This is a genomic window from Amycolatopsis sp. NPDC049688 (assembly GCF_040674975.1).
GTDB lineage: Bacteria > Actinomycetota > Actinomycetes > Mycobacteriales > Pseudonocardiaceae > Amycolatopsis.
The window spans coordinates 17,998-39,036 of sequence record NZ_JBFANY010000023.1; the positions used below are offsets into that span (position 1 = coordinate 17,998).

The 21,039-nt window shown below is 73.3% G+C and carries 18 protein-coding genes; 12 read left to right on the forward strand and 6 right to left on the reverse strand.

Annotation, left to right across the window (positions count from 1 at the left end; genetic code table 11):
* Positions 1 to 64 precede the first annotated feature (64 nt).
* Positions 65 to 727 carry a DUF4097 family beta strand repeat-containing protein gene (locus AB0J55_RS41985; RefSeq protein WP_364262412.1) on the forward strand — a complete coding sequence of 221 codons (663 nt, stop codon included), beginning with the start codon at positions 65 to 67 and terminating at the stop codon, positions 725 to 727.
* A gap of 134 nt (positions 728 to 861) precedes the next feature.
* Here the strand turns inward: AB0J55_RS41985 and AB0J55_RS41990 are convergent, their stop codons facing one another.
* Positions 862 to 1,962 carry a crosslink repair DNA glycosylase YcaQ family protein gene (locus tag AB0J55_RS41990; RefSeq protein WP_364262416.1) on the reverse strand — a complete coding sequence of 367 codons (1,101 nt, stop codon included), beginning with the start codon at positions 1,960 to 1,962 and terminating at the stop codon, positions 862 to 864.
* A gap of 9 nt (positions 1,963 to 1,971) precedes the next feature.
* Positions 1,972 to 2,367, reverse strand: coding sequence for a DUF3224 domain-containing protein (locus tag AB0J55_RS41995; RefSeq protein WP_364262419.1), 396 nt, complete (start codon positions 2,365 to 2,367; stop codon positions 1,972 to 1,974).
* A gap of 63 nt (positions 2,368 to 2,430) precedes the next feature.
* Here AB0J55_RS41995 and AB0J55_RS42000 point away from each other — a divergent pair, with 63 nt between their 5' ends.
* Both AB0J55_RS42000 and AB0J55_RS42005 read left to right on the forward strand, forming a co-directional pair.
* The gene (locus tag AB0J55_RS42000; RefSeq protein WP_364262422.1) at positions 2,431 to 3,399 is read left to right on the forward strand and encodes a YafY family protein; all 969 of its coding nucleotides are present in this window, start codon (positions 2,431 to 2,433) and stop codon (positions 3,397 to 3,399) included.
* The gene (locus AB0J55_RS42005; RefSeq protein ID WP_364262424.1) at positions 3,392 to 4,201 is read left to right on the forward strand and encodes a uroporphyrinogen-III synthase; all 810 of its coding nucleotides are present in this window, start codon (positions 3,392 to 3,394) and stop codon (positions 4,199 to 4,201) included. The genes AB0J55_RS42000 and AB0J55_RS42005 overlap by 8 nt, the downstream gene beginning before the upstream one ends.
* 6 nt (positions 4,202 to 4,207) lie before the next feature.
* Here AB0J55_RS42005 and AB0J55_RS42010 read toward each other — a convergent pair whose 3' ends face one another.
* On the reverse strand, positions 4,208 to 4,528 hold the full coding sequence (locus AB0J55_RS42010; protein WP_364262427.1) for an MGMT family protein: 321 nt from the start codon (positions 4,526 to 4,528) through the stop codon (positions 4,208 to 4,210).
* 162 nt (positions 4,529 to 4,690) lie between these two features.
* On the opposite strand from AB0J55_RS42010, the gene AB0J55_RS42015 reads away from it, so the two are divergent.
* Together AB0J55_RS42015 and AB0J55_RS42020 are read left to right on the forward strand one after the other, a co-directional pair.
* Complete coding sequence (locus AB0J55_RS42015; RefSeq protein WP_364262672.1) at positions 4,691 to 7,864, forward strand: ATP-dependent DNA helicase; 3,174 nt, start codon at positions 4,691 to 4,693, stop codon at positions 7,862 to 7,864.
* Positions 7,865 to 7,940: 76 nt separating this feature from the next.
* Positions 7,941 to 11,174 (forward strand): ATP-dependent DNA helicase, encoded by a 3,234-nt coding sequence (locus AB0J55_RS42020; protein ID WP_364262431.1) that lies wholly within the window; start codon positions 7,941 to 7,943, stop codon positions 11,172 to 11,174.
* 146 nt (positions 11,175 to 11,320) lie between these two features.
* Here AB0J55_RS42020 and AB0J55_RS42025 read toward each other — a convergent pair whose 3' ends face one another.
* Complete coding sequence (locus tag AB0J55_RS42025) at positions 11,321 to 11,689, reverse strand: hypothetical protein (protein ID WP_364262434.1); 369 nt, start codon at positions 11,687 to 11,689, stop codon at positions 11,321 to 11,323.
* 79 nt (positions 11,690 to 11,768) lie between these two features.
* Between AB0J55_RS42025 and AB0J55_RS42030 the strand changes: the two genes are divergently transcribed.
* The gene (locus AB0J55_RS42030; RefSeq protein ID WP_364262437.1) at positions 11,769 to 12,848 is read left to right on the forward strand and encodes a potassium channel family protein; all 1,080 of its coding nucleotides are present in this window, start codon (positions 11,769 to 11,771) and stop codon (positions 12,846 to 12,848) included.
* Positions 12,849 to 12,929: 81 nt separating this feature from the next.
* The gene (locus tag AB0J55_RS42035) at positions 12,930 to 13,349 is read left to right on the forward strand and encodes a hypothetical protein (protein WP_364262675.1); all 420 of its coding nucleotides are present in this window, start codon (positions 12,930 to 12,932) and stop codon (positions 13,347 to 13,349) included.
* Here the strand turns inward: AB0J55_RS42035 and AB0J55_RS42040 are convergent.
* Positions 13,342 to 14,364, reverse strand: a complete 1,023-nt coding sequence (locus AB0J55_RS42040) for a neutral zinc metallopeptidase (RefSeq protein WP_364262678.1) — start codon at positions 14,362 to 14,364, stop codon at positions 13,342 to 13,344. The two genes, AB0J55_RS42035 and AB0J55_RS42040, sit on opposite strands and share 8 nt — an antisense overlap.
* 250 nt (positions 14,365 to 14,614) lie before the next feature.
* Here AB0J55_RS42040 and AB0J55_RS42045 point away from each other — a divergent pair, with 250 nt between their 5' ends.
* From AB0J55_RS42045 to AB0J55_RS42065, 5 genes are read left to right on the forward strand one after another with little or no spacing between them, the layout of a single operon-like run.
* Positions 14,615 to 15,826 carry a hypothetical protein gene (locus tag AB0J55_RS42045; RefSeq protein ID WP_364262441.1) on the forward strand — a complete coding sequence of 404 codons (1,212 nt, stop codon included), beginning with the start codon at positions 14,615 to 14,617 and terminating at the stop codon, positions 15,824 to 15,826.
* Positions 15,820 to 16,461: a DUF4129 domain-containing protein gene (locus AB0J55_RS42050; protein ID WP_364262444.1), complete on the forward strand. Its 642-nt coding sequence runs from the start codon at positions 15,820 to 15,822 to the stop codon at positions 16,459 to 16,461. Before AB0J55_RS42045 ends, AB0J55_RS42050 begins: the two co-directional genes overlap by 7 nt.
* Before the next feature lie 34 nt (positions 16,462 to 16,495).
* The gene (locus AB0J55_RS42055; RefSeq protein WP_364262447.1) at positions 16,496 to 17,635 is read left to right on the forward strand and encodes a DUF4350 domain-containing protein; all 1,140 of its coding nucleotides are present in this window, start codon (positions 16,496 to 16,498) and stop codon (positions 17,633 to 17,635) included.
* Positions 17,632 to 18,597: a MoxR family ATPase gene (locus AB0J55_RS42060; protein WP_364262450.1), complete on the forward strand. Its 966-nt coding sequence runs from the start codon at positions 17,632 to 17,634 to the stop codon at positions 18,595 to 18,597. Before AB0J55_RS42055 ends, AB0J55_RS42060 begins: the two co-directional genes overlap by 4 nt.
* Position 18,598: 1 nt before the next feature.
* Positions 18,599 to 19,891 carry a DUF58 domain-containing protein gene (locus AB0J55_RS42065; RefSeq protein WP_364262453.1) on the forward strand — a complete coding sequence of 431 codons (1,293 nt, stop codon included), beginning with the start codon at positions 18,599 to 18,601 and terminating at the stop codon, positions 19,889 to 19,891.
* A 138-nt stretch (positions 19,892 to 20,029) separates the two neighbouring features.
* Here the strand turns inward: AB0J55_RS42065 and AB0J55_RS42070 are convergent, their stop codons facing one another.
* On the reverse strand, positions 20,030 to 21,037 hold the full coding sequence (locus AB0J55_RS42070; protein ID WP_364262456.1) for a stage II sporulation protein M: 1,008 nt from the start codon (positions 21,035 to 21,037) through the stop codon (positions 20,030 to 20,032).
* Positions 21,038 to 21,039 lie beyond the last annotated feature (2 nt).

Below are 21,039 nucleotides of genomic sequence, written 5' to 3' on the forward strand. Positions count from 1 at the left end.
GTGGCCTTCCGGTGTCAGCGGGTCCGGCGAAGGTGGTTTCACACACCGAGTCAAGGAGAATCCGATGCAGACCTTCACCACCACCGCCCCCATCACCACCGTCCTCGACATCCCCGCCGGCCGCGTCCGGTTCGACGCTTCTCTTCGCTCGGACACGGTCGTTCAGGTCCTCCCCGCGGATCCGGCGAAGAGCCGCGATGTTGCGGCGGCTGCGGAGGCGTCAGTGTCCTTCGACGACGGCGTCCTGCGGGTTTCGCTCGAGGCGAAGAACCAGTACTTCGGTCCGTCCGGGGCGGTCGAGGTGACCGTTTCGCTGCCCGAGGGTTCCTCGGTGGAGGCCAAGGCCGCCAGCGTCTCGCTGCGCGGTGTGGGCCGCCTCGGGGATGTGACGGTCTCGGGCGCCCACGGCTCGATCGTCTTCGACGAGGCGGCGAGCCTGCGGCTGACGGCCCACGCGGGCGACGTCTCGGTCGGCCGGCTGACCGGCTCGGCGGAGATCACCACCGGAAAGGGCGACATCCGCATCGCCGAGGCATCGGCAGGCAACCTGGTCCTGAGCACCCAGGCGGGCAACATCACGATCGGCGCGGCCCCGGGCGTCTCGGCCTCCCTCGACGCGGGCACGACGTACGGCCGGATCAGCAACGCGCTGAAGAACGAGGGCACGGCGGGGCTGACCATCCGGGCGACCACGTCCTACGGCGACATCGACGCGCGTAGCCTGTGAGGCCGGTCCTGAAAGGCCTCAATGTGGCGTTCGGTGCGTCCAACGCACCCAACGCCACATCGGGCGCTTGGGGCGGCCGGAACTGTCGGTGCCCGCTGGTAGCGTGGAAAACGGGGGGCGCCCCCGCGGGCGGGTCAGCCGGCCCAGGTGACCGTGTGCTTCTCGAACCCCCGCGCCGCCGCCACCCGGGCCGCCTCCGCCTCCACTTCCTCGCGGACCGCCGGGCGCAGCGGGTCGAACGCCGTCACGGTGAACGCCAGCTTCGCGCCGCTGCCCTTCGTCCGCCACGTCCCCGCGACATCGCCGTCCGCGAGCAGCACCCCCGGGTTGCCCAGCATCTTCCAGACTTCCTTGCGCCGCAACGGGTCCGGGACCAGCAACGCCTTGTCCCGCGCCTGGATGAACGGGTCCAGCGGCGGCAACAGCCGCACGACGTCCGGCTCCGGCGGGTTCTCCAAAGACGAAAGGCAGCCCTCCGGCAGGTAACGGGTCTTGCCTTCGACCGAAACAGAAGCCAGGTCCGCGGGCCACGTGCGGTCCACCACTGCGCGGGCCGTACCCGCGAACTCCGCCGCTTCGCCCGGGGATGCCGGGCCGTTCAGCCGCAGGTAACGCTCGATCACCGCGGTCGCCGCCGCCGGGTCCGGGGTTTTCCGCAGGCGGCCGCGGCCCTCCAGCGGGGCCAGCGTCGCCGGGGATGCCCCCGAAACCAGGCGGATGCCGCCGAGCGGGGCCGCGATGCGCATCAGCTGCTCCTGGATGTGCGTCGCGTTGCAGCCCCGGCACCACCGCGAGAACGACGGTGGCAGGCGCTGGGTGACCGCCGTCGAAACCGCGCCCTTCGTCATCGGTTTCGTGACGACCTCGCGCAACGCCGCGGCAGCGGTGAACACCACTTCGGCAGCGCCCAGCCTGGTCGCCGCCATATCCTTGCGCTGCCACAGCATCCGGGCCAGCGCGTCGGCGTCGTCGAGCGGCACCAGCGCGCGGATCGCCTCGGGCAGGTCCGAACGCAGGTGGTAGTGCGGCGCGCCGCGCAGCGTCCAGGCCAGGACGAGGCGCTCGTCCTCCAGGGACACCGGGCCGTCGAGCCGGGCCGCCAGGGCGAGCAGCGCGGTGTCGCGCATGCTGTCCTGCAGCCCGGCCCGGACGACGGCGAGGTCGGCCACGTCCTTCGCCGAGCGGTGCAGGCCGTGCTCGGCGATGCGGTAGGCGAGTACCTGACGGCGGTCCACGTGCGGCTCCTAGAACGTGTACTCGAAGGTGTAGGCCACCTTGTCCTCGCCGAGCGCGCCGCCGGCGGTGCCGCTGCCGGTCAGCCCGGCCAGCTCGCCGGTGCCCGAACCCGGCACGACGGTGAACGTCGAGGCGATGCCCTTCGCGTCGAACGTGTACTCGTGGCGCACGACGAACGTCCCTTCGCGACCGTCGACCTTGCCCTCGAAGCGTTCGAAGCTCGGCGACGTCGTCTCGCCGCTGTCGTACCCTTCGCCCGCGTAGTACAGCAGAAGATCGCAGATCGACTCGCCATCGAGGACGCCTTCGTACGCGAAGGTGGCGTGCGCGTACGCCACCCGGGGGCCGCCTTCGGTGCCGCTGACGATCTTCTCTTCCCAGTTCTTCGTGGTGAATGCGTTCATGAGGACCACCCTGCCGGGCATACCTGTCAGCTTGTGTCAGGTATTTCTGCCAAACTGGAGACCATGCGCGCGAGCCGTCTCCTGTCCGTCCTCCTGCTGCTGCAGAACCGCGGCCGGATGACGGCCGAGGAGCTCGCGGAAGAGCTCGAAGTGTCGGTGCGGACGGTCTACCGGGACATCGACGCGCTCTCGGCGTCCGGCGTCCCGGTGTACGCCGACCGCGGCCGCACCGGCGGCTACCGGCTGGTCGACGGCTACCGCACCCGGCTCACCGGGATGACCGAGGAAGAGGCCCAGTCGCTGTCGCTGGCCGGGCTGCCGGTGGCGGCGGCCGAGCTGGGCCTCGGCACGGTGCTCGCGGCGGCGCAGCTCAAGCTGTACGCCGCGTTGCCGGCGGAGCTGCGAGACCGCGCCGGGCGCGTCGCCGAGCGGTTCTACCTGGACGTCCCAGGCTGGCACCGCGGCATCGAAAGCCTGCCGGCGCTGTCGGCGATCGCCGACGCCGTGTGGTCGTCGCACCGGATCCGGATCCGCTACGAGCGGTGGGGGCAGCGGGTCGTCGAGCGCGACGTCGAGCCGCTGGGGCTGATCCTCAAGGCGGGCAACTGGTACCTGGCGGGCCGCTGCGACGGCACGGACCGGACGTACCGGATCTCGCGGGTTCTGGAGCTGACCGACCTCGGCGAGGTGTTCGAGCGGCCGGCCGGATTCGACCTCGCGCGGTACTGGCAGGAGTGGTCCGAGCAGTTCGAGCGCCGGATGTACCCGCGCGTCGCGGTGGTGCGGCTTTCGCCGCGGGCGCAGGCTCTCGTACCGTTCTACGCAGGTTCTGTCGGCGCCCGCGCGTTGCGCGAGTGCCGGAACGAGCCCGACGCGGACGGCTGGCTCACCGTGGAGCTGCCGGTGGAGCCGGGCGAACCGGCCATCGGCGAGCTGCTGCGCTTCGGGCCGCACCTGGAGGTCCTCGAACCGGCGGACCTGCGGGCGGAGCTGGCCGAGGCGATCGAGGAGATGGGCGCGTTCTATGGGTGAGCTGAGCGGGATCGCCATCGGGGTCACGGCCGAGCGCCGGGCCGGCGAATTCATCACGGCCCTCGAACGCTACGGCGCCGAGGTCCGGCACGCGCCGACGATCACCATCGTGCCCCTGGATGCCGACCCCCAGCTGCACGAGGCCACCCTGAAGCTGGTGATGTCGCCGGTCGACATCACGGTCGTCACCACGGGCGCGGGCTTCCGCGGCTGGCTGGACGCGGCCGAGAGCTGGGGCCTGCGGCCGCAGTTGCTGGACCACCTGCGGGAGTCGCGGATCTACGCCCGCGGCCCGAAGGCGGTGGGCGCGGTCCGCGGCGCCGGCCTGCGGGAGACGTTCTCGGCCGCGTCGGAGTCGAACGCCGAGCTGTTCGAGGCCGTCGCTTCGGCGGGCGTGCTCGGGCAGCGGACGGCGGTCCAGCTGCACGGGACACCGCTGCCGGAGTTGACCGCGCCGCTGGTGGAAGCCGGCGCCTGGCTGACCGAGGTGCAGCCGTACCGGTGGACCTCGCCGCCGGACGTGACCCCGGTGCACGAGCTGATCGACGCGGTCGTGGCGGGCGAGCTGGACGCACTGGCGTTCACCAGCGCCCCGGCGGCGGCGAACTTCCTGACGCTGGCCCGGTCGTACGGGCGCTACGACGAGGTGCTCGCCGTGCTGCGCGGCCCGCTGGTGGTGGCGTGCGTGGGGCCGGTGACGGCCGCGCCGCTGGAGGCGGCGGGCGTCGAGACGCTGCAGCCGGACCGCCAGCGCCTGGGCGCGCTGGTGAAGCTGCTGGTCACGAAGCTGGGCAAGGAGTAGCCCGGCTTAGAACAACAACCCCTCGGCTTCCTCCTCTCCGTCCGGCTTCCACCGGTACTTCCGCAGGTCCACGCGCTGCCCGTCGGCCAGCACCCCCTCCGCCCGCAGCCGCTCCAGCTGGTCGTGGGCCAGGTGGGGGGCCGGGGTTCCGTTCGCGCGCAGGATGCGGTGCCACGGGAGGTCGTGGCCGTCCTCGGCGAGGATCGCGCCCACCATCCGGGGTGACGGTGCCCCGGACAGGGCCGCGATGTCGCCGTACGTCGCCACCGTGCCGGCCGGTACCGACTCGATGATCTCCCGCACGCGCTCGTGCAGAACGTCGTCCATACCGACACTCTGCCGCACCCCACCGACACTTTCCGCAGCCGTCCGCCGCACCGGGTGTGTGCTTCGCCGTTGTCAAGCGTGCCGGTGCACCACCCGGGGGACCCGGCGTGGTTCCATCGCGGGGTGAACGGGAGGCGAACGGCGCAGGCGAACGCGCGGCTGGTGCGCACGCCCGTCACCGCCACACCCTCGTTCACCTGGGACGACGGCGCCCGGCGGCTGCTCTCCGCGCCCGGGGGGTTCCGCCGCGTGCTCGGCGGCCCCGGCACCGGCAAGACCGCTCTGCTCGCCTCGGCCGCGACGCGCCGCATCGCCGAGGGCGCCGACCCCGAGAGCGTGCTCGTGCTCACCACGTCCCGCCGGTCCGCCGACGCCCTGCGCGCCGACATCACCCGGCGGCTCACCGCCGATCCCGAGCTCGCGCGGCCGCTGCCCCGGACCGTCCGCGAACCCCTGGTCCGCACCGTGCACTCCTACGCCTACTCGCTGCTGCGGCTCGAGGCGATGGCCGAAGAGCTCCCGCCGCCGCGGCTGCTCGCCGGGGCCGAACAGGACGTCGTCGTCCGGGAACTGCTGGCCGGTGACCTCGACGAAGGCGCCGGGTACTGGCCCGAGCAGCTGCGGCCCGCCCTGGTGGTCCCCGGGTTCGCCGAGGAGCTGCGTGACCTGCTGATGCGCGCGGCCGAGCGCGGGCTTGGCCCCGAGGACCTCGCCGAGCTGGGCCGCCGTCGCGGGCGGGAGGAGTGGATCGCCGCCGGGCAGTTCTGGGCGCAGTACGAGGAGGTCACGCAGCTGCAGGGCGCCGGCGGCAACGCACTCGGCGTGGCGAGCGCGCCCGCGCTGGACGCCGCCGAGCTCGTCACCTCCGCGCTGCTGGCCCTGGAGGACGACGACGAGCTGCGCGACCGCGAACGCACCCGCGTCCGGCACCTGTTCGTCGACGACGCCCACCACCTCGACCCGCTGCAGACCAGCCTGGTCCGGGTGATCGGGCACACCGCCGCCGAGTTCGTCGTGGCCGGCGACCCCGACCAGAACGTGTTCTCCTTCCGCGGCGCCGACGCGCGCCTGTTCGCCGACGCCGACCCGGACGGCAGCCGGACCGTCACGCTCACCACCGCCCACCGGCTCGCCCCGGCCGTGCGGCTCGCGGTGGCCAAGATCGGCGCGACGCTCCCGGGCGCGTCGCCGCACCGCAAGATCGTCCCGCCGAAGGGGGCCACCGGCGGAAACGTCCGCGTCCGCGTGATGCCGACCCCGGCCGCCGAGGCGAGCTGGATCGCCGACCAGCTCCGCCGCGCGCACCTCGTCGACGGCGTGCCGTGGTCGGAGATCGCCGTCCTCGTCCGGTCGCCCGCGCGCACTTTCCTGGTGCTGCAACGCGCTTTGCGCGCGGCCGGCGTCCCGATCGGATCGGCGACCGAGGAGCTGCCGCTGGCCAAACAGCCCGCGGTGCGGCCCTTGCTGGCCGTGCTGAAGCTCGCGCCCGCACCGGATCTGCTCGACGTCGACCTCGCCGAAATGCTGCTGTCGTCGGCGCTCGGCGGCGCGGACCCGCTGGCGCTGCGGCGGCTGCGGCGCGGGCTGCGCCGCCTCGAACTGGCCGGCGGCGGCCAGCGGTCGAGCGACGAACTGCTCGTGGAAGCGTTGCGCGGCGGCGACATCCTCGCCGGCTTGGCCGACGCCGAAGCCGAACCCGTGCGGCGCGTCGGCGGGCTGCTGCGCGTCACGCACCAGGCGGTGGCGCGCGGCGACGGCGTCGAGCAGGTGCTGTGGCAGCTGTGGCGGGAAAGCGGCCTGCAGGAGAAGCTGCTGAAGCAGGTCGAGCGCGGTGGATCGCTGGGCGCGCAGGCCGATCGCGACCTCGACGCCGTCGTCGCGTTGTTCGACGCCGCGGGCCGGTACGTCGACCGGCTGCCTCGCGCGAGCGTCGCGTCCTTCGCGGATTACCTTGGCGCGCAACGGATCGCGGGCGACACCCTGGCGCCGGCGGCCGTGCCGTCCGACGGCGTCTCGCTGCTGACCGCGCACGCCGCCGCCGGTCGCGAGTGGACGGTCGTCGCCGTCGCCGGTGTCCAGGAAGGAGCGTGGCCGGACCTGCGGCTGCGCGGATCCGTGCTGGGCGTCGAAAGGCTCAAGGACCTGATGGCCGGCGTCGACGACGACGCCGTGTCCCAGACCGCGCCGATCCTGGCCGAGGAGCGGCGCCTGTTCTACCTCGCGATGAGCCGGGCGAAGCAGACGTTGCTGGTCACGGCTGTTTCGGGGGAGGACGAGCAGCCGTCCCGGTTCCTCGACGACCTGGAGGAGAACGGCGCCGACGACGGCGGCCTCGACTCGCGGATGAAGCCGCCGGGCCGGTCGCTGGTGCTCGCCGAGCTGGTGGGGGAGCTGCGCGAGGTCGTCTGCGACGACAAGGCCGAGCCTTCGCGGCGGCGTCGCGCGGCGAAGCAGCTGGCGCGCCTGGCCGAGGCGAAGGTGCCGGGCGCGCACCCGTCGACGTGGTACGGCCTGCTCCCGGCGTCCACCGACGAGCCGGTGCACCCGCCGGGCGACCTCATCCGGATCTCACCGTCCACAGTGGAAATCCTGACGAAGTGCCCGCTGCGCTGGATGATCGAGCGGCACGGCGGCAGCGACCCGGCGCAGCTGGCGGCGGTGACCGGGACGCTGGTGCACGGGCTGGCGCAGGCCGTGGCGTCCGGCAGCACGGACGCCGAGCTGCAGGCGGCGCTGGACGAAGCCTGGGTGCGGGTCGACGCGGGAGCGCCGTGGTTTTCCCGGCGCGAGCGGCGCCGGGTCGAGCAGATGCTGCGGAACTTCACGACCTGGCTGGAGCGCAGCCGGGCGGAACTCAAGGAAGCCGGCGTCGAGCAGGACATCGAGGTCGAGCTGCCGGCCGGGGGCGAGGACGAGGTCCGGGTGCTGCTGCGCGGGCGGGTCGACCGGGTGGAGCTGGACGCCGACGGGCGGCCGGTGATCGTCGACATCAAGACGGGCAAGGTTCCCGTGTCCGGCGCGGAAGCCGAGGCGCACCCGCAGCTGGCGGCGTACCAGCTGGCGGTGCTGCTGGGCGCGATCGAGGGCCGGACGGAGGCGGGTGGCGCGCGGCTGGTGTACGTCGCGAAGGCCAACAACAAGACGGGATCGACGGAACGGTCGCAGCCGCCTCTCGACGAGGTGGGGGGCAGGCAGTGGCTGGAGCTGGTCCAGAAGGCGGCGGCCTCGGCGGCGGGGCCGGACTACCAGGCCCAGGAGAACCCGGACTGCGACCGCTGCCCGGCGCGGGGGTGCTGCCCGCTCCGGCCCGAGGGCCGTCAGGTGCCGGGCCCGTGATGCGCACCGAAGGCCTCCTGAGTGATAAGGCGAGTTCCAACCGTCCTTACCACTCACGACCGGTGGGGTGCGGCGCGTGAGTCCTCTCCTCATCGCCAACCCCGTCGAGCCCGCCGAGCTCGCCGATGCGCTCGGGCTGCACCGGCCCACGCCCGAGCAGGCCACCGTCATCGCCGCGCCCGTCGAACCTTCGCTCGTCGTCGCCGGAGCCGGGGCCGGGAAGACCGAAACCATGGCCGCGCGGGTGGTCTGGCTCGTCGCCAACGGGATCGTCAGCCCCGACCGCGTCCTCGGCCTCACCTTCACCCGGAAAGCCGCGCGCCAGCTCGGCGAACGCGTCCGCGCCCGGCTGCGCCGGCTCGCCGGGTCCGGCCTGCTCGACCGGCTCGACCCGACCGGCGGCCTGCGGTCCACTGTGGTCGCCGGGGAACCGACCGTCCTCACCTACCACGCCTACGCCGGGCGCCTGCTGTCCGAACACGGCCTCCGCCTGCCGGTCCAGCCCGGGGTCCGGCTGCTGTCGGAAACGTCGTCGTGGCAGATCGCGCACCGGGTGGTGTCCACTTGGGACAACGAACTCGACACCGACCGCGTGCCGCCGACCGTCACCGCCGACCTCCTCGCGCTGGCCGGTGAACTCGGCGAGCACCTCGTCTCGACCGAGCAGCTCGCCGAGTACACCACCTGGCTGTGCCGCGTCATCGAGAACGCCCCGCGCGCCAAGGGGCAGCGGGCCGCGCTGCCGCAGAAACTCACCGAAGTCATGGCGGCGCAGCACTTCCGGCTCGCCCTGCTGCCACTCGTCGACGACTACCACCGCCGCAAGCGCAACGAAGGCGCGCTGGACTTCGCCGACCAGATGTCGCTGGCCGCCCAGCTGGCCGGCGGGTACCCGTCGGTCGTGCGCGGCGAGCGGGAGCGCTACGGCGCCGTTCTCCTCGACGAATACCAGGACACCGGGCACGCCCAGCGGGTGCTGCTGCGGGCGTTGTTCGGCGGGGTCGAGAACCCGCCGATGCCGGTCACCGCGGTCGGTGACCCGGCGCAGGCCATCTACGGCTGGCGCGGGGCCAGCGCGGCCAACCTGCCCCGGTTCACCACGGACTTCCCGCGCTTCGACGGCGAACGGCTCGTCCCCGCGCACGAATTCGGGCTGCTGACCAGCTTCCGCAACCCGCCGGAAATCCTGGACCTGGCGAACGCGATCGCCGAACCGCTGCGCGCCCGCGGCCTCGGCGTCGAACGGTTGCGGGCCCGCGAAGGCGCCGGGCCCGCGGACATCGCGTGCGCGCTGCTCCCGGACATCCGCGCCGAACGCGAGTGGGTCGCCGAGGCGCTCGCGCGGCGCTGGCACGCCCGGCTGGAGAGCACCGGCAAGCCGCCGACCGCCGCGGTGCTCGTGCGGCGCCGCGCCGACATGGCCCCGATCGCGGCCGAGCTGCGGGCGCGCGGGCTGCCGGTCGAGGTCGTCGGACTCGGCGGCCTGCTGGACGAGCCCGAGGTCGCGGACCTCGTGGCGACGCTGAAGGTCCTGGCCGACCCGCTGTCCGGCAGCGCCGCGGCCCGGCTGCTGACCGGGTCGCGCTGGCGGCTCGCGGCCGCCGACGTCGCCGCGCTGTGGCGCCGGGCGGGCGAGCTCTCCAGCCCGGAGAAAGCGGACGCCCCGGAGCTGGTCGCCGAGCGCGTCGAACAGGCCGGGCTGATCGACGCCATCGACGAGCCGGGCGACCCGGCGCGGTACTCCGAGGAGGGGTACAAGCGCATCCGGCGGATCGGCTGGGAGCTGGCCGCGCTGCGGCGGCGGCTCGACCAGTCGCTGCCGGAGCTCGTCGCCGACGTCGAACGCACGATGCTCCTGGACGTCGAATCCCTGGCCCGCCCGGGATCGGCGGGGCGGGCGCACCTGGACGCGTTCGCCGAAGTCGTCACCGACTACGCCGAGACGGCGCCGACGGCCACCCTGCTGTCCTTTGTGGACTACCTGAACACCGCCGCGCACGCCGAGGACGGGCTCACCCCCGGCGAGGTCGAGGTCGTGCCGGACCGGGTGCAGGTGCTGACCGTGCACTCGGCGAAGGGCCTCGAATGGGAGGTCGTCGCCGTCCCGCACCTGGTGCACGAGGTGTTCCCCGGACGGCGGCGCTCGTCGTCGTGGCTGCGGACCGCGACCTCGCTGCCGGCCGCGTTGCGGGGCGACGCCGAGGACCTGCCCACTTTGGACATCGCCGAAGGGTACGACCGCAAGGAAGTCCAAGAAGGACTGGAACGGCACGAAGCCGGGTTCGTCGAGCGCGAGCAGGCGGAGGAACGGCGGCTCTGCTACGTCGCGCTGACGCGGTCCGAGCACGCGCTGATCGTCTCCGGGCACTGGTGGAACGAGAGCAGCAGCCGGGCGAAGGGGCCGTCGGAGTTCCTCACCGAGATCGGCGGCGTGCTGCGCGAGACCGGTGTCGGGCAGCTCGCCGAGTGGGCGCCGGAACCGGCCGAGGACGACGAAAACCCGCTGGTGTCGGACTCGCGGGCGGGCCGCTGGCCGGTCGACCCGCTGGCCGACCGCCGCACCGGCGTGCAGACCGGGGTCGAGCTGGTGTCCGAAGCGCTTTCCGCCGCGCCTTCGGAAGAAGAGGACGACGACCCCGACGGCTGGGTGACCGACACCGACGTCCTGCTGGAGGAGTGGGCGCGCAAGGACGACCACGTCAAGCGGGTCCCGCTGCCGTCGCGGCTTTCGGTCAGCCAGCTGGTCGCCCTGGCCGACGACGCGGCCCGGCTCGCCGGCGACCTGCGACGGCCGCTCCCGGTGGAGCCCAACAGCTTCGCCCGACGCGGCACGGAGTTCCACGGCTGGCTGGAGCGCCGGTTCGCGGGCGACCAGCTCATCGAGATCGACGACCTCCCGGGCGCGGCCGACTTCGGCGAGGCCCCCGACGCGGACTTCGAGGAACTGCAGACGGAGTTCGAGAAGAGCGAGTGGGCGGCCCGGGTCCCGGTGGCGGTGGAGGTGACGTTCTCGGCCGACGTCGAAGGCATCACCCTGCGTGGCCGCATGGACGCGGTCTTCGCCGACCCCGACGGCGGCTGGACGGTGGTCGACTGGAAGACCGGCGCGGTCCCGCCGGAGTCCCGCATCCCGGCGCTGTCGGTCCAGCTGGCGGCGTACCGGATGGCGTGGGCGGCACTGAAGGACGTCCCGGTGGAGCAGGTGCGGGCGGCGTTCCACTACGTCCGCGCGAACCGCACGATCCGCCCGGCCGACCTCCTGGACCCGGAAGCCCTCCAGCGCCTCCTGCGGGACATCCCGGAGGCGTGATCAGAAGGTCGACACGCGTGATTGAAGGGACGACACGCGTGATTGAAGGGACGACACGGCGGGACTCGGGCCGAGCTGCCGTGTCGACCCTTCAAACACGTGAGTTGGCGTTCCAATCACGCGTGTCGACCCCTTGATCACGTGGGTTACGCGTTGTCGCGGACCTTCAGGGCCCAGGCGATCAGGGGCCACTGGAGGGGGAGGCGGGCCCAGGCGATCGCGCGGCGGGGGGCCGGGGCCGAGCGGGCGTCCACCGCCATCTTCACGTTGCCCGGGAACACACCCAGGAACAACAGCGCCGCGGCCAGGCCGCCCAGACGCCGGGTCCGGGGCGAAGCCACCGCGGCCGCGACGGCCAGCTCCGCCACGCCCGATCCGTACGTCCAGGCCCGGCGGGACCCCGGCAGCGAACGCGGGATCAGGCCGTCGAACGGCTTGGGGACGGCGAAGTGCAGGACGCCCATGAAACCCAGGACGCCCGCCAGCACGTGCGCGGGCCGTTGCGAAGTTGCCATGAACTCATCGTTTCACGCGGCGGGCTCGTCTCCGGTTCGGCTATCCTCCGGGCGTGAGTGACGCTCGACACGAGCCAGCATGAAGGCGCTCAAACGGTTGCCGCTGGGCAGTCTCACCGATCGGCCCGACCACGAGCTCGTCGGCGTCCTGCGGATGCCGGAGCTGACCGTCAGCCCGCTGCGGTCGATCGTCAAGCGGATCATCGGCGCGCTGCTCGCGCTGCTGGCCACGGTGATCATCGTCTACGTCGACCGCGACGGCTACCGCGACGCCAACGGCGACGGCCTGTCCCTGCTGGACAGCCTCTACTACGCCACCGTCTCGCTGTCGACGACCGGCTACGGCGACATCGCGCCGGCCACCTCGTCCGCCCGGCTGGTGAACGTGCTGGTGATCACCCCGCTGCGGGTGCTCTTCCTCATCGTCCTGGTCGGGACCACCCTGGAGGTGCTCACCGAGCGCTCCCGGCAGGCGTTCAAGATCCAGAAGTGGAGGACGAAGGTGCGCGACCACACGGTCGTCGTCGGGTTCGGCACCAAGGGCCGGTCCGCCGTCAACGCGCTGCTCGGCGACGAGAACGTCGCCCCGGGCCAGATCGTCGTCGTCGACACCGACCAGCAGGCCCTCGACGCGGCGAGCGCGCTCGGCCTGGTCGCCGTGCACGGCTCGGCCACCCGGTCCGACGTCCTGCGCGTCGCCGCGGTGCAGCACGCGCGCGCGGTCGTGGTCGCCCCGAACCGCGACGACACGGCGGTGCTCGTCACGCTCACCGCCCGGGAGCTGGCGCCCAAGGCGCACATCGTCGCGTCGGTGCGGGAGGCGGAGAACGTCCACCTGCTCAAGCAGTCGGGCGCCAACCAGGTCGTCGTCTCCAGCGAGACGGCCGGGCGGCTGCTCGGCATGGCGACGTCGACGCCGCTGGTCGTGGACATCATGGAGGACCTGCTCACGCCCGAATCGGGCCTGGCGATCGCCGAGCGGCCGGTCGAACCGTCCGAAGAGGGCGGTTCGCCGCGGCACTTGTCCGATCTGGTCCTGGGCCTGGTCCGCGACGGCGTCCTGTACCGCGTCGACGCGCCGCAGGCCGACGCCATCGAACCGGGCGACAAGCTGCTTTACGTCAGAAAGGTCACCCAGGCGGAGAAAATCGAGCGGTAACCAGGGCGCCTGGGTTTTGCCCGCGGGATCTGGAACCATGGCGAAGTGCCCCCGCGATCCCTCGCCCTGAAGTGGCCCACGGTGGCGATCCCCGCCGCGGCGGGCGTGCTCGTCGTGCTGCTCGCCTGGCTCGCCGGGCCCGGGCTGCTGGGCATCAGCAGCGACGTCACCGGCGCGCCGGTGCAGGCGGAGGTCACCAAGCCGGCGTCGTGCGACAAGCCGGACGCGAAGGAAACCGTGCGGTTCACCATCACCGGGAAGGTCCACGAAGGCACGCTCGACGGCTGCGGCCACGGCCAGGGCGAACGCGTCGAGGTCGCCGTGCCGGACGTGCTGCCGGACGCCGGGCCGGCCGTCGTCACCGCCGCGGACACGTCGATGGGCGCGTCGGACGCCCGCCGCCCGCTCGGGCTCGCGCTGCTGGTGTTCGCGTGCTTCTCCGGCGGGATGTTCGCCTACCTGTGGCTGAGCATCCCGCTGCGGCCGAAACCGGCTAGCTGACCTCGGACGACGGCGCCGCGAAGGTGTTGCAGTCGGCGATCCGGTTGCTCGTCGCGCCCGCCCGCCACCAGGACGCGTAGTGCGCGTTCGTCCCGTGGTCGTGGCTGCGGGAGGTGTTGTCGCCGCGGGTCTCCTGGTCGTTCCACGCCTTGTTGTACATGTCGCGGCTGATCGTGCCGCCCTGGTCGACGTGCGCGCCGAGGAACATCCCGGAGAAGCACTGGGCCTGCAGTTCCTTGCGCCGCGACATCTCCAGCCCGGCCGGGCTGTTCTGGCCGGCCTCGTAGATCTTCTGCCAGGCCGCGTCCATCAGCCCGGCGACCTCCTGCACGTGGTGGCCGTACTCGTGGGCGAACAGGGCCAGGTAGACACCCGGGTTGTTGCCGTACTGGTCGGTCTGCAGGCCGCGGAACGGGACGTACAGGTTGTTTTCGCAGTAGTACGCCGCGGTCGCGATGCCGACCTGGATGGTGCCGCACTCGGTCTCGAAGCTCGCGCCGGTCGGGAAGTGCAGCGACGGCGGCGTGAACGGCAGGTGGTAGGCCTCGAGGAACGGGCCCCAGGCCGCGTCCAGGCACTTGCTCGCCGCGGTGAAGAACGCTTCCGCGCCTTCCTGCGTGCTCTGCCAGGCCGGCAAGGTGCAGACGCGGTTCTGCAGCCCGGCGTTGGGGTCCTGCAGGATCGGGTGGTCGGCGAGCTTGAGGATCTTCTGCGGGCCGGTCGGGCTGGGTGTCGGCAGGTCGGTCGACGGGCTCGACGCCGACGCCGGGGCACCGGCGCCCCCGGGCGGGAGCTGCTGCGGCGGGACGTCCTGGGACGACGGCGCGTCGCGGAAGTTCGCGTTCGCCAGCGGGGTGTCCGTGCGGTTGAGTGCCACGATCGCGACCAGCCCGAGCACCAGCACGGCCACGGCGCCGAGGCACACGCCGATCACGGCCGCCGGCGACCGGCGTTTCGGAGCGGACACGGTGTGCGGGCGGCCGAGCCACGGGAGATCCGGTTGCGCATCCGGCACCGGCGGCGGCTGGACGGTTCCGCGAGGCGGTTCCTGGCCGTAGGGCGGTTGCGTCACTAGGCAGTCCCGAAGGGTCTCGGTACGGACCGGGGGTACCCGATCCCGCCATTCAGCATATCGGGGGAACGGGTCGTCTCGCACCCGTCCGTGCGCAAGGTGTCACGGCGCGCGGACGTCACCCCAGGTCTGGCCGGGTGCAGCGGGCTCTGAGAGAGTGTCGTCAAGCAGGCACTGCAGGCGAGGGGCTTCGATGACAAACACCGGTGGCGCGCCCGGCGGCGAGGGCGCCGACACGCCGACTCCGAGCCAGGGCGTGCCCCAGGCTCCCGCCCCCGGATCGGGTGAGTCCAAACCGGCCGAAGATCACGCGCCGTCACCGGCGACGCCGCCGCGCGGCTGGCAGCCGCCGGACACCCAGGCCACGCCGCCGCCCGGCTGGGAGGCACCCGGGACCCCGGCCGCGCCGCCGCCGGGCTGGCAGGCGCCGAACCCGCCGAACCAGCCGAACCCGCTGCCGCCCTACGGCGGCCCCCAGTACGCGCAGCAGCCGCGGTGGAACCCGCACGGGCTCGGCAAGCCCGGCGTGATCGCGCTGCGGCCGCTGAACGTCGGCGACATCCTCGACGGCGCGATCACCGCGATCCGCCGCCACCCGCTGCTCGTCCTCGGCATCGGCGCGGTGATGGCGGTGATCAGCGCCGCCATCACGTTCGTCGTCCAGAAGTACGTGCTCGGCGACCTGGAGAGCTTCGCCTCGACGGTCCAGCTCGGCCCGGCCGCGACCGACGAAGAGCTGCGCAACGCCGTGTTCGGCACGTTCGGCGAGGCCGCGCTCGCGCTCATCTCGACCACCCTGGTCTCGACGTTGCTGCTGACCGTCACCACCGGCCTGATGGCCGCGGTGATGGGCCGCGCCGCGCTGGGCCGCGATGTCACCTTCGCCGAGGTCTGGCGCGACGTGCAGCCCCGGCTGCTGCCCCTGCTCGGCGTCGCGTTCGTCTACGCGCTGCTGACCACCATCGGCGTGCTGCTGTGCATCATCCCCGGCGTGGTCGCCTGGGTGTTCTGGGCGCTGGCCGCGCCGGCGCTGGTGCTCGAGCGCGGCACGTTCCGGGAGGCGTTCTCGCGGTCGGTCAAGCTGGTCAGCGGGGCGTTCTGGCGCGTGTTCGGCATCCTGCTGCTGGCGCAGATCATCCAGTCGTTCTTCGAGAGCATCATCCAGCTGCCGTTCACCCTCGGCAGCGGCGTGTTCACCCAGATCCTGAACCCGGCCAAGGTGGTCGTGCCGAGCACCGGCGACCTGCTGCTGGCGTCGGCCGGGCAGATCATCGCCGGCACCATCGCGATCCCGTTCGTCACGCTGGTCACCGTGATCGTCTACCTCGACCAGCGGATGCGCCGCGAAGGCATGGATATCGAGCTGGCCCGCGCGGCCGGGGTCCAGCCGCCGCAGGCATGGTGACGTTCCGGCTCATCGACGTCCCGGTCGACATCGACCGGGACTCGGCGCGCCGCGCGGCCGCCGAGGAGCTGTCCGACCCGAAGTACCAGGCCGCGAAGCCGAGCTTCCTGCAGCAGGCCGCGCAGTGGCTGGGGGAGCAGCTGGAGAAGCTGCTGAACAGCGTGTCTTCGGGCGTCCCCGGCGGGATCTTCGGGCTGGTGCTGATCCTCGTGCTGCTGATCGTGCTCGTCGTGGTGATCCGGCTGCGGACCGGCAAGGTCGCCCGCGCCGCCCGGGCCGGGCGGGTCGTCTTCGGGAGCACCCGCAAGAGCGCCGCCGACTACCGGCGGTCGGCTGCGGAAGCCGCGGCGGCGGGCCGGTTCGACGACGCCGTCCGCGACCGCTTCCGCGCCGTCGTGCGGGCCCTGGAAGAACGCGCGCTGCTCGACACCCGGTCCGGCCGGACGGCGGACGAGGTCGCCGCCGAGGCGGGTGTGCTGCTGCCGAACGTCGCGGACCACCTGCGGCAGGGAGCACGGCTGTTCGATGACGTCCACTACGGCGGCCGCGAAGGCACCGAAGCGGCCTACCAGGCGCTGACCGAGCTCGACGAACGCTGCCGCCGTGAACGACCGGTCGCCATGGCGGGCTCGTGACCTCCGCCGACGTGCTCTTCCCCGCGGAGGCGGCATGAGCACAGCCGTGTCGCCCGACCTTCGCCGGATCTGGCGCGGTGCCCGCGTTCCCCTCGCGCTGCTCGCGCTGATCTTCGTCGCCGGCGCCCTGCTCCTGCTCGCCCGCGGCGAGCAGACCCACGGCGCCCTCGAACCCGGCTCGTACGAACCCGGCGGCGCGCACGCCCTCGCGAAACTGCTCGAAGACCAGGGCGTCGACGTCCGGACAGCCCGGACGTTGGCCGAAGCGGACGACGAAACCGGCAAGGACGCGACGCTGCTCGTCACCCAGCCCGAACTCGTTCCGGCGAAGGGGTTCGACGCACTGCGGACGGCCGCCGCGGACGTCGTCCTGGTGACGCCGGGGCCGCGGACGCTGCACGACTCGCTGCCCCTGGTCCACGAGGTCGGCCGCAGCGACGTCGGAACCCTGAGCCCGCAGTGCACCGTCGCCGCGGCGGTCGCGGCCGGGGACGTCACGCTCGGCGGCACCGGCTACGCGGCGCCCGGCGCGCGTTCGTGCTACCCCGGCGAGGACGGCGGCGGCACCCTGCTGCAGCTCGCCGACTCCGGCGGCACGACGACGCTGCTCGGCTCGCCGGCGCCGCTGGCCAACGCAAGGCTCGCCGAACAGGGCAACGCGGCGCTGGCCCTGCACCTGCTGGGCGCGCACCCGAAGCTCGTCTGGTACCTGCCGTCCGCTTCGGACCCGGCACTGGACGGCTCCCGCAAGTCGTTCTTCGACCTGGTCCCGGACGGCTGGTACTACGGCGCCGCGCAGGTGGGCGTGGCGGTGGCGCTGCTGGCGTTGTGGCGGGCCCGCCGGCTCGGCCCGGTCGTCACCGAGCCGCTGCCGATCGTCGTCCGGGCGGCCGAAACGGCGGAGGGCCGCGCCCGGTTGTACCGGCGGGCGAAAGCCGCCGGCCACGCGGGTGAGACGCTGCGGGAAGCGGCCCGGACCCGGCTGCGGACGACGCTGGGCCTGCCGCGCGACGCCGACGCACAGGCGCTGGTGGTGGCGGTGAGCACGCGGACCGGCCGCCCGGCGAACGACGTCGGGGCGGTCCTCTACGGCCCGCCGGTGCCGGACGACCCGGCGCTGGTCCGGCTGGCGGGCGAACTGGACAAGGTGGAACGAGAGGCGGGGCGAACTTGACCAGCGAGAACGCGACGGGAGCCCGGGACGCGTTGATCGCGTTGCGCGCCGAAGTCGGCAAGGCCGTCGTCGGCAACGACGCCGCGGTCACCGGGCTGATCCTGGCCCTGCTCTGCCGGGGACACGTGCTGCTCGAAGGCGTCCCGGGCGTGGCGAAGACGCTGCTGGTGCGGGCGCTGGCCGCGGCGCTGGACCTGGAGACCACGCGCGTGCAGTTCACGCCGGACCTGATGCCCGGCGACGTCACCGGCTCGATCGTCTACGACGCGCACAGCGGCGAGTTCTCCTTCCGCGAGGGGCCGGTGTTCACGAACCTGCTGCTCGCCGACGAGATCAACCGGACGCCGCCGAAGACGCAGTCGTCGCTGCTGGAGGCGATGGAGGAGCGGCAGGTCTCGCTCGACGGCAAGACCCGGCCGCTGCCGGACCCGTTCATCGTGATCGCCACCCAGAACCCGGTGGAGTACGAGGGCACCTACCCGCTGCCGGAGGCGCAGCTGGACCGGTTCCTGCTCAAGCTGACCATGCCGGCGCCCTCGCGCGAGGACGAGATCGGCATCCTCTGGCGGCACGCGCAGGGCTTCGACCCGCGCAACCTCGCCGCGGCGGGGCTGAAGGCGGTCGCCGGGGCCGCGGAACTCGCGGCCGCGCGCGAAGCCGTGGCCCGCGTGACGGTCGGGCCCGAGGTGATCGGGTACGTCGTCGACCTGTGCCGGGCGACGCGGTCGCTGCCGTCGGTGCGGATCGGCGTTTCGCCCCGTGGGGCCACGGCGTTGCTCGCGGTGACCCGCGCCTGGGCGTGGCTCGCCGGGCGCGACTACGCGACCCCCGACGACGTCAAGGCGCTGGCCCGGCCCGCCCTGCGGCACCGCCTGGACGTGCGGCCGGAGGCCGAGCTCGAGGGCGTCACCGCGGACGGCGTGCTGGACCGCGTGCTGGCGTCCGTGCCCGTGCCGCGCTGACATGGCCGTCACCGGAAGGCTCGGGCTGCTGGCGCTGTTCGGCGCGCTGGTGGTCGGGCTGCTCCTGCCGTCGACGACCGGGATCCTCGCGGTCGGCGCGGTGCTGCTGGTGCTCGTCGGCGCCGACCTGCTGCTGGCGGGCAGCGTGCGGGCGCTGACGTTCCGGCGGTCGGGCGACACGTCGGTGCGGCTCGGCGAGCCGTGCGAGGTGACGCTGGTCGTCGCGAACGCCGGCGGGCGGACCGTGCGGGGCGTGCTGCGGGACGCGTGGCCGCCTTCGGCGGGTGCCGCGGACCGGCATTCACTGCGGGTTCCGAGCGGGGAGCGCCGCGCGCTCGTGACGGCGTTGCGGCCGACGCGGCGCGGCGACCGGACGGCGGCGCGCGTGACGGTCCGGTCGGTGGGCCCGCTGGGACTGGCCGCGCGGCAGGGTTCGCACGCGGTGCCGTGGACGGTCCGCGTGCTGCCGCCGTTCCACAGCCGCAAGCACCTGCCGTCGCGGCTGGCGCGGCTGCAGCAGCTGGACGGCCGCAACGCGGTGCTGATCCGCGGCCAGGGCACGGAGTTCGACTCGCTGCGCGAGTACGTGATCGGCGACGACGTGCGGTCCATCGACTGGCGGGCGACCGCGCGGGCGGCGGACGTGATGGTCCGGACCTGGCGCCCCGAGCGCGACCGGCAGGTGGTGCTGGTGCTCGACACGGGCCGCGTCTCGGCGGGCCGCGTGGGCGACGCGCCGCGCCTCGACGCGGCGATGGACGCGGCGCTGCTGCTCGCCGCTTTGGCCACCCGGGCCGGCGACCGCGTCGACCTGCTGGCCTACGACCGCCGGCTGCGGGCGGCGGTGCAGGGTTCGTCGGGGGCTGCCCTGCTGACGGCGCTGGTGAACGCGATGGCGCCGCTGGAGCCGTCGCTGGTCGAGACGGACGCGCGCGGGATGGTCGCGGAGGTGCTCAAGCGGACCCGCCGTCGCGCCCTGGTCGTGTTGCTGACCGGGCTGGACGCGGCACCGCTGGAGGAAGGGCTGTTCCCGGTGCTGAGTTCGCTGACCGCGCGGCACGAGCTGGTGGTGGCGTCGGTGGCGGACCCGAGGGTGGCGGAGATGCTGTCCGGCCGCGGCGACGCGGAAGCGGTCTACGACGCGGCATCGGCATCCCGCACGACGGCCGAGCGGCTGCGCATGACCGAGCGGCTGGCCCGGCACGGCGTGGGTGTCGTCGACGCGGTTCCGGAAGACCTGCCGCCGGCGCTGGCGGACCGGTACCTGGCGTTGAAGGCGGCGGGGCGGCTGTGATCAGCGAGTCGACACGCGTGATCCACGGGTCGACACGCGTGATTCCCGAGCCGACACGGCCGGCGTTCGCCGTGTCGACCCTCCAGACACACGTGTCGGCTTCCTGATCACGCGAGTTGACCCTTCCCGCACTCGGCTTTAGGCCGCTTCGGGCAGTGCGTCCCCGATGTCGCGCGCGTCGAGGTCACCGACTTCGCCGTCCTTCGCCGCGCGACGGCCGAGCGTGAACACGTAGACCAGGAACAGGACTTCGACCGCCACGCCGATGCCCACGCGCAGCCACGTCGGCCAGCCCGACGGCGTCACGAACGCCTCGATGATCCCGGACACGAACAGCACGCACGTCAGCCCGAGCGCCATCACGACCACCGACCGGCCCTGCTCGGCCAGCGCCGCGGTGCGGGAGCGGCGGCCCGGGTCGACCACCGTCCAGCCCAGCTTCAGGCCCGTGCCCGCCGCGACGAACACCGCCGTCAGCTCCAGGAGGCCGTGCGGGAGCAGGAGGCCGATCATCACGTCGCCGCGGCCGGCCGCGCTCATCGCGCCGATGATCAGCCCGGCGTTGAGCGAGTTCAGCCAGAGCGCGCCGATCACCGGCAGGCCCAGCGCGATGCCGAGGAACAGGCAGGTCGCCGCCACCCACGCGTTGTTCGTCCAGACGTGCGCGGCGAAGGACGCCGCCGGGCCGGTCGAGTAGTAGCTTTCGGCCTGGCCGCCGGGTTTGGTGAGCGCGTTCAGCTCGTCCGGCGACGCGATCGACGCCCGCACCACCGGGTCGCGCGCGACCCAGACGGCGATCACCGCCATCACCGCGATCGACACGAGCGCGGCCGGGATCCACCACCGCCGCGACAGGTAGACCGCGGCCGGGAACCGGCGCGTGAAGAACCGGGCGACCTCGCGCCAGGCGGGGCTGTGCGACCCGGCGACCGCCGACCGGCCCCGGGCGACCAGCCCGGACAGCCGTCCGACCAGCGCCGGGTCCGGTGCCACCGACCGGACGATCGACAGGTGCGTCGCGGCCCGCTGGTAGAGCGTCACCAGCTCGTCGGCTTCGGGCCCGGTCAGCTTGCCGCCACGGCGCGTCAGCTCGCCGAGCCGGTTCCACTCCGCCGCGTGCGCCGCGACGAAGACGTCCACATCCACGG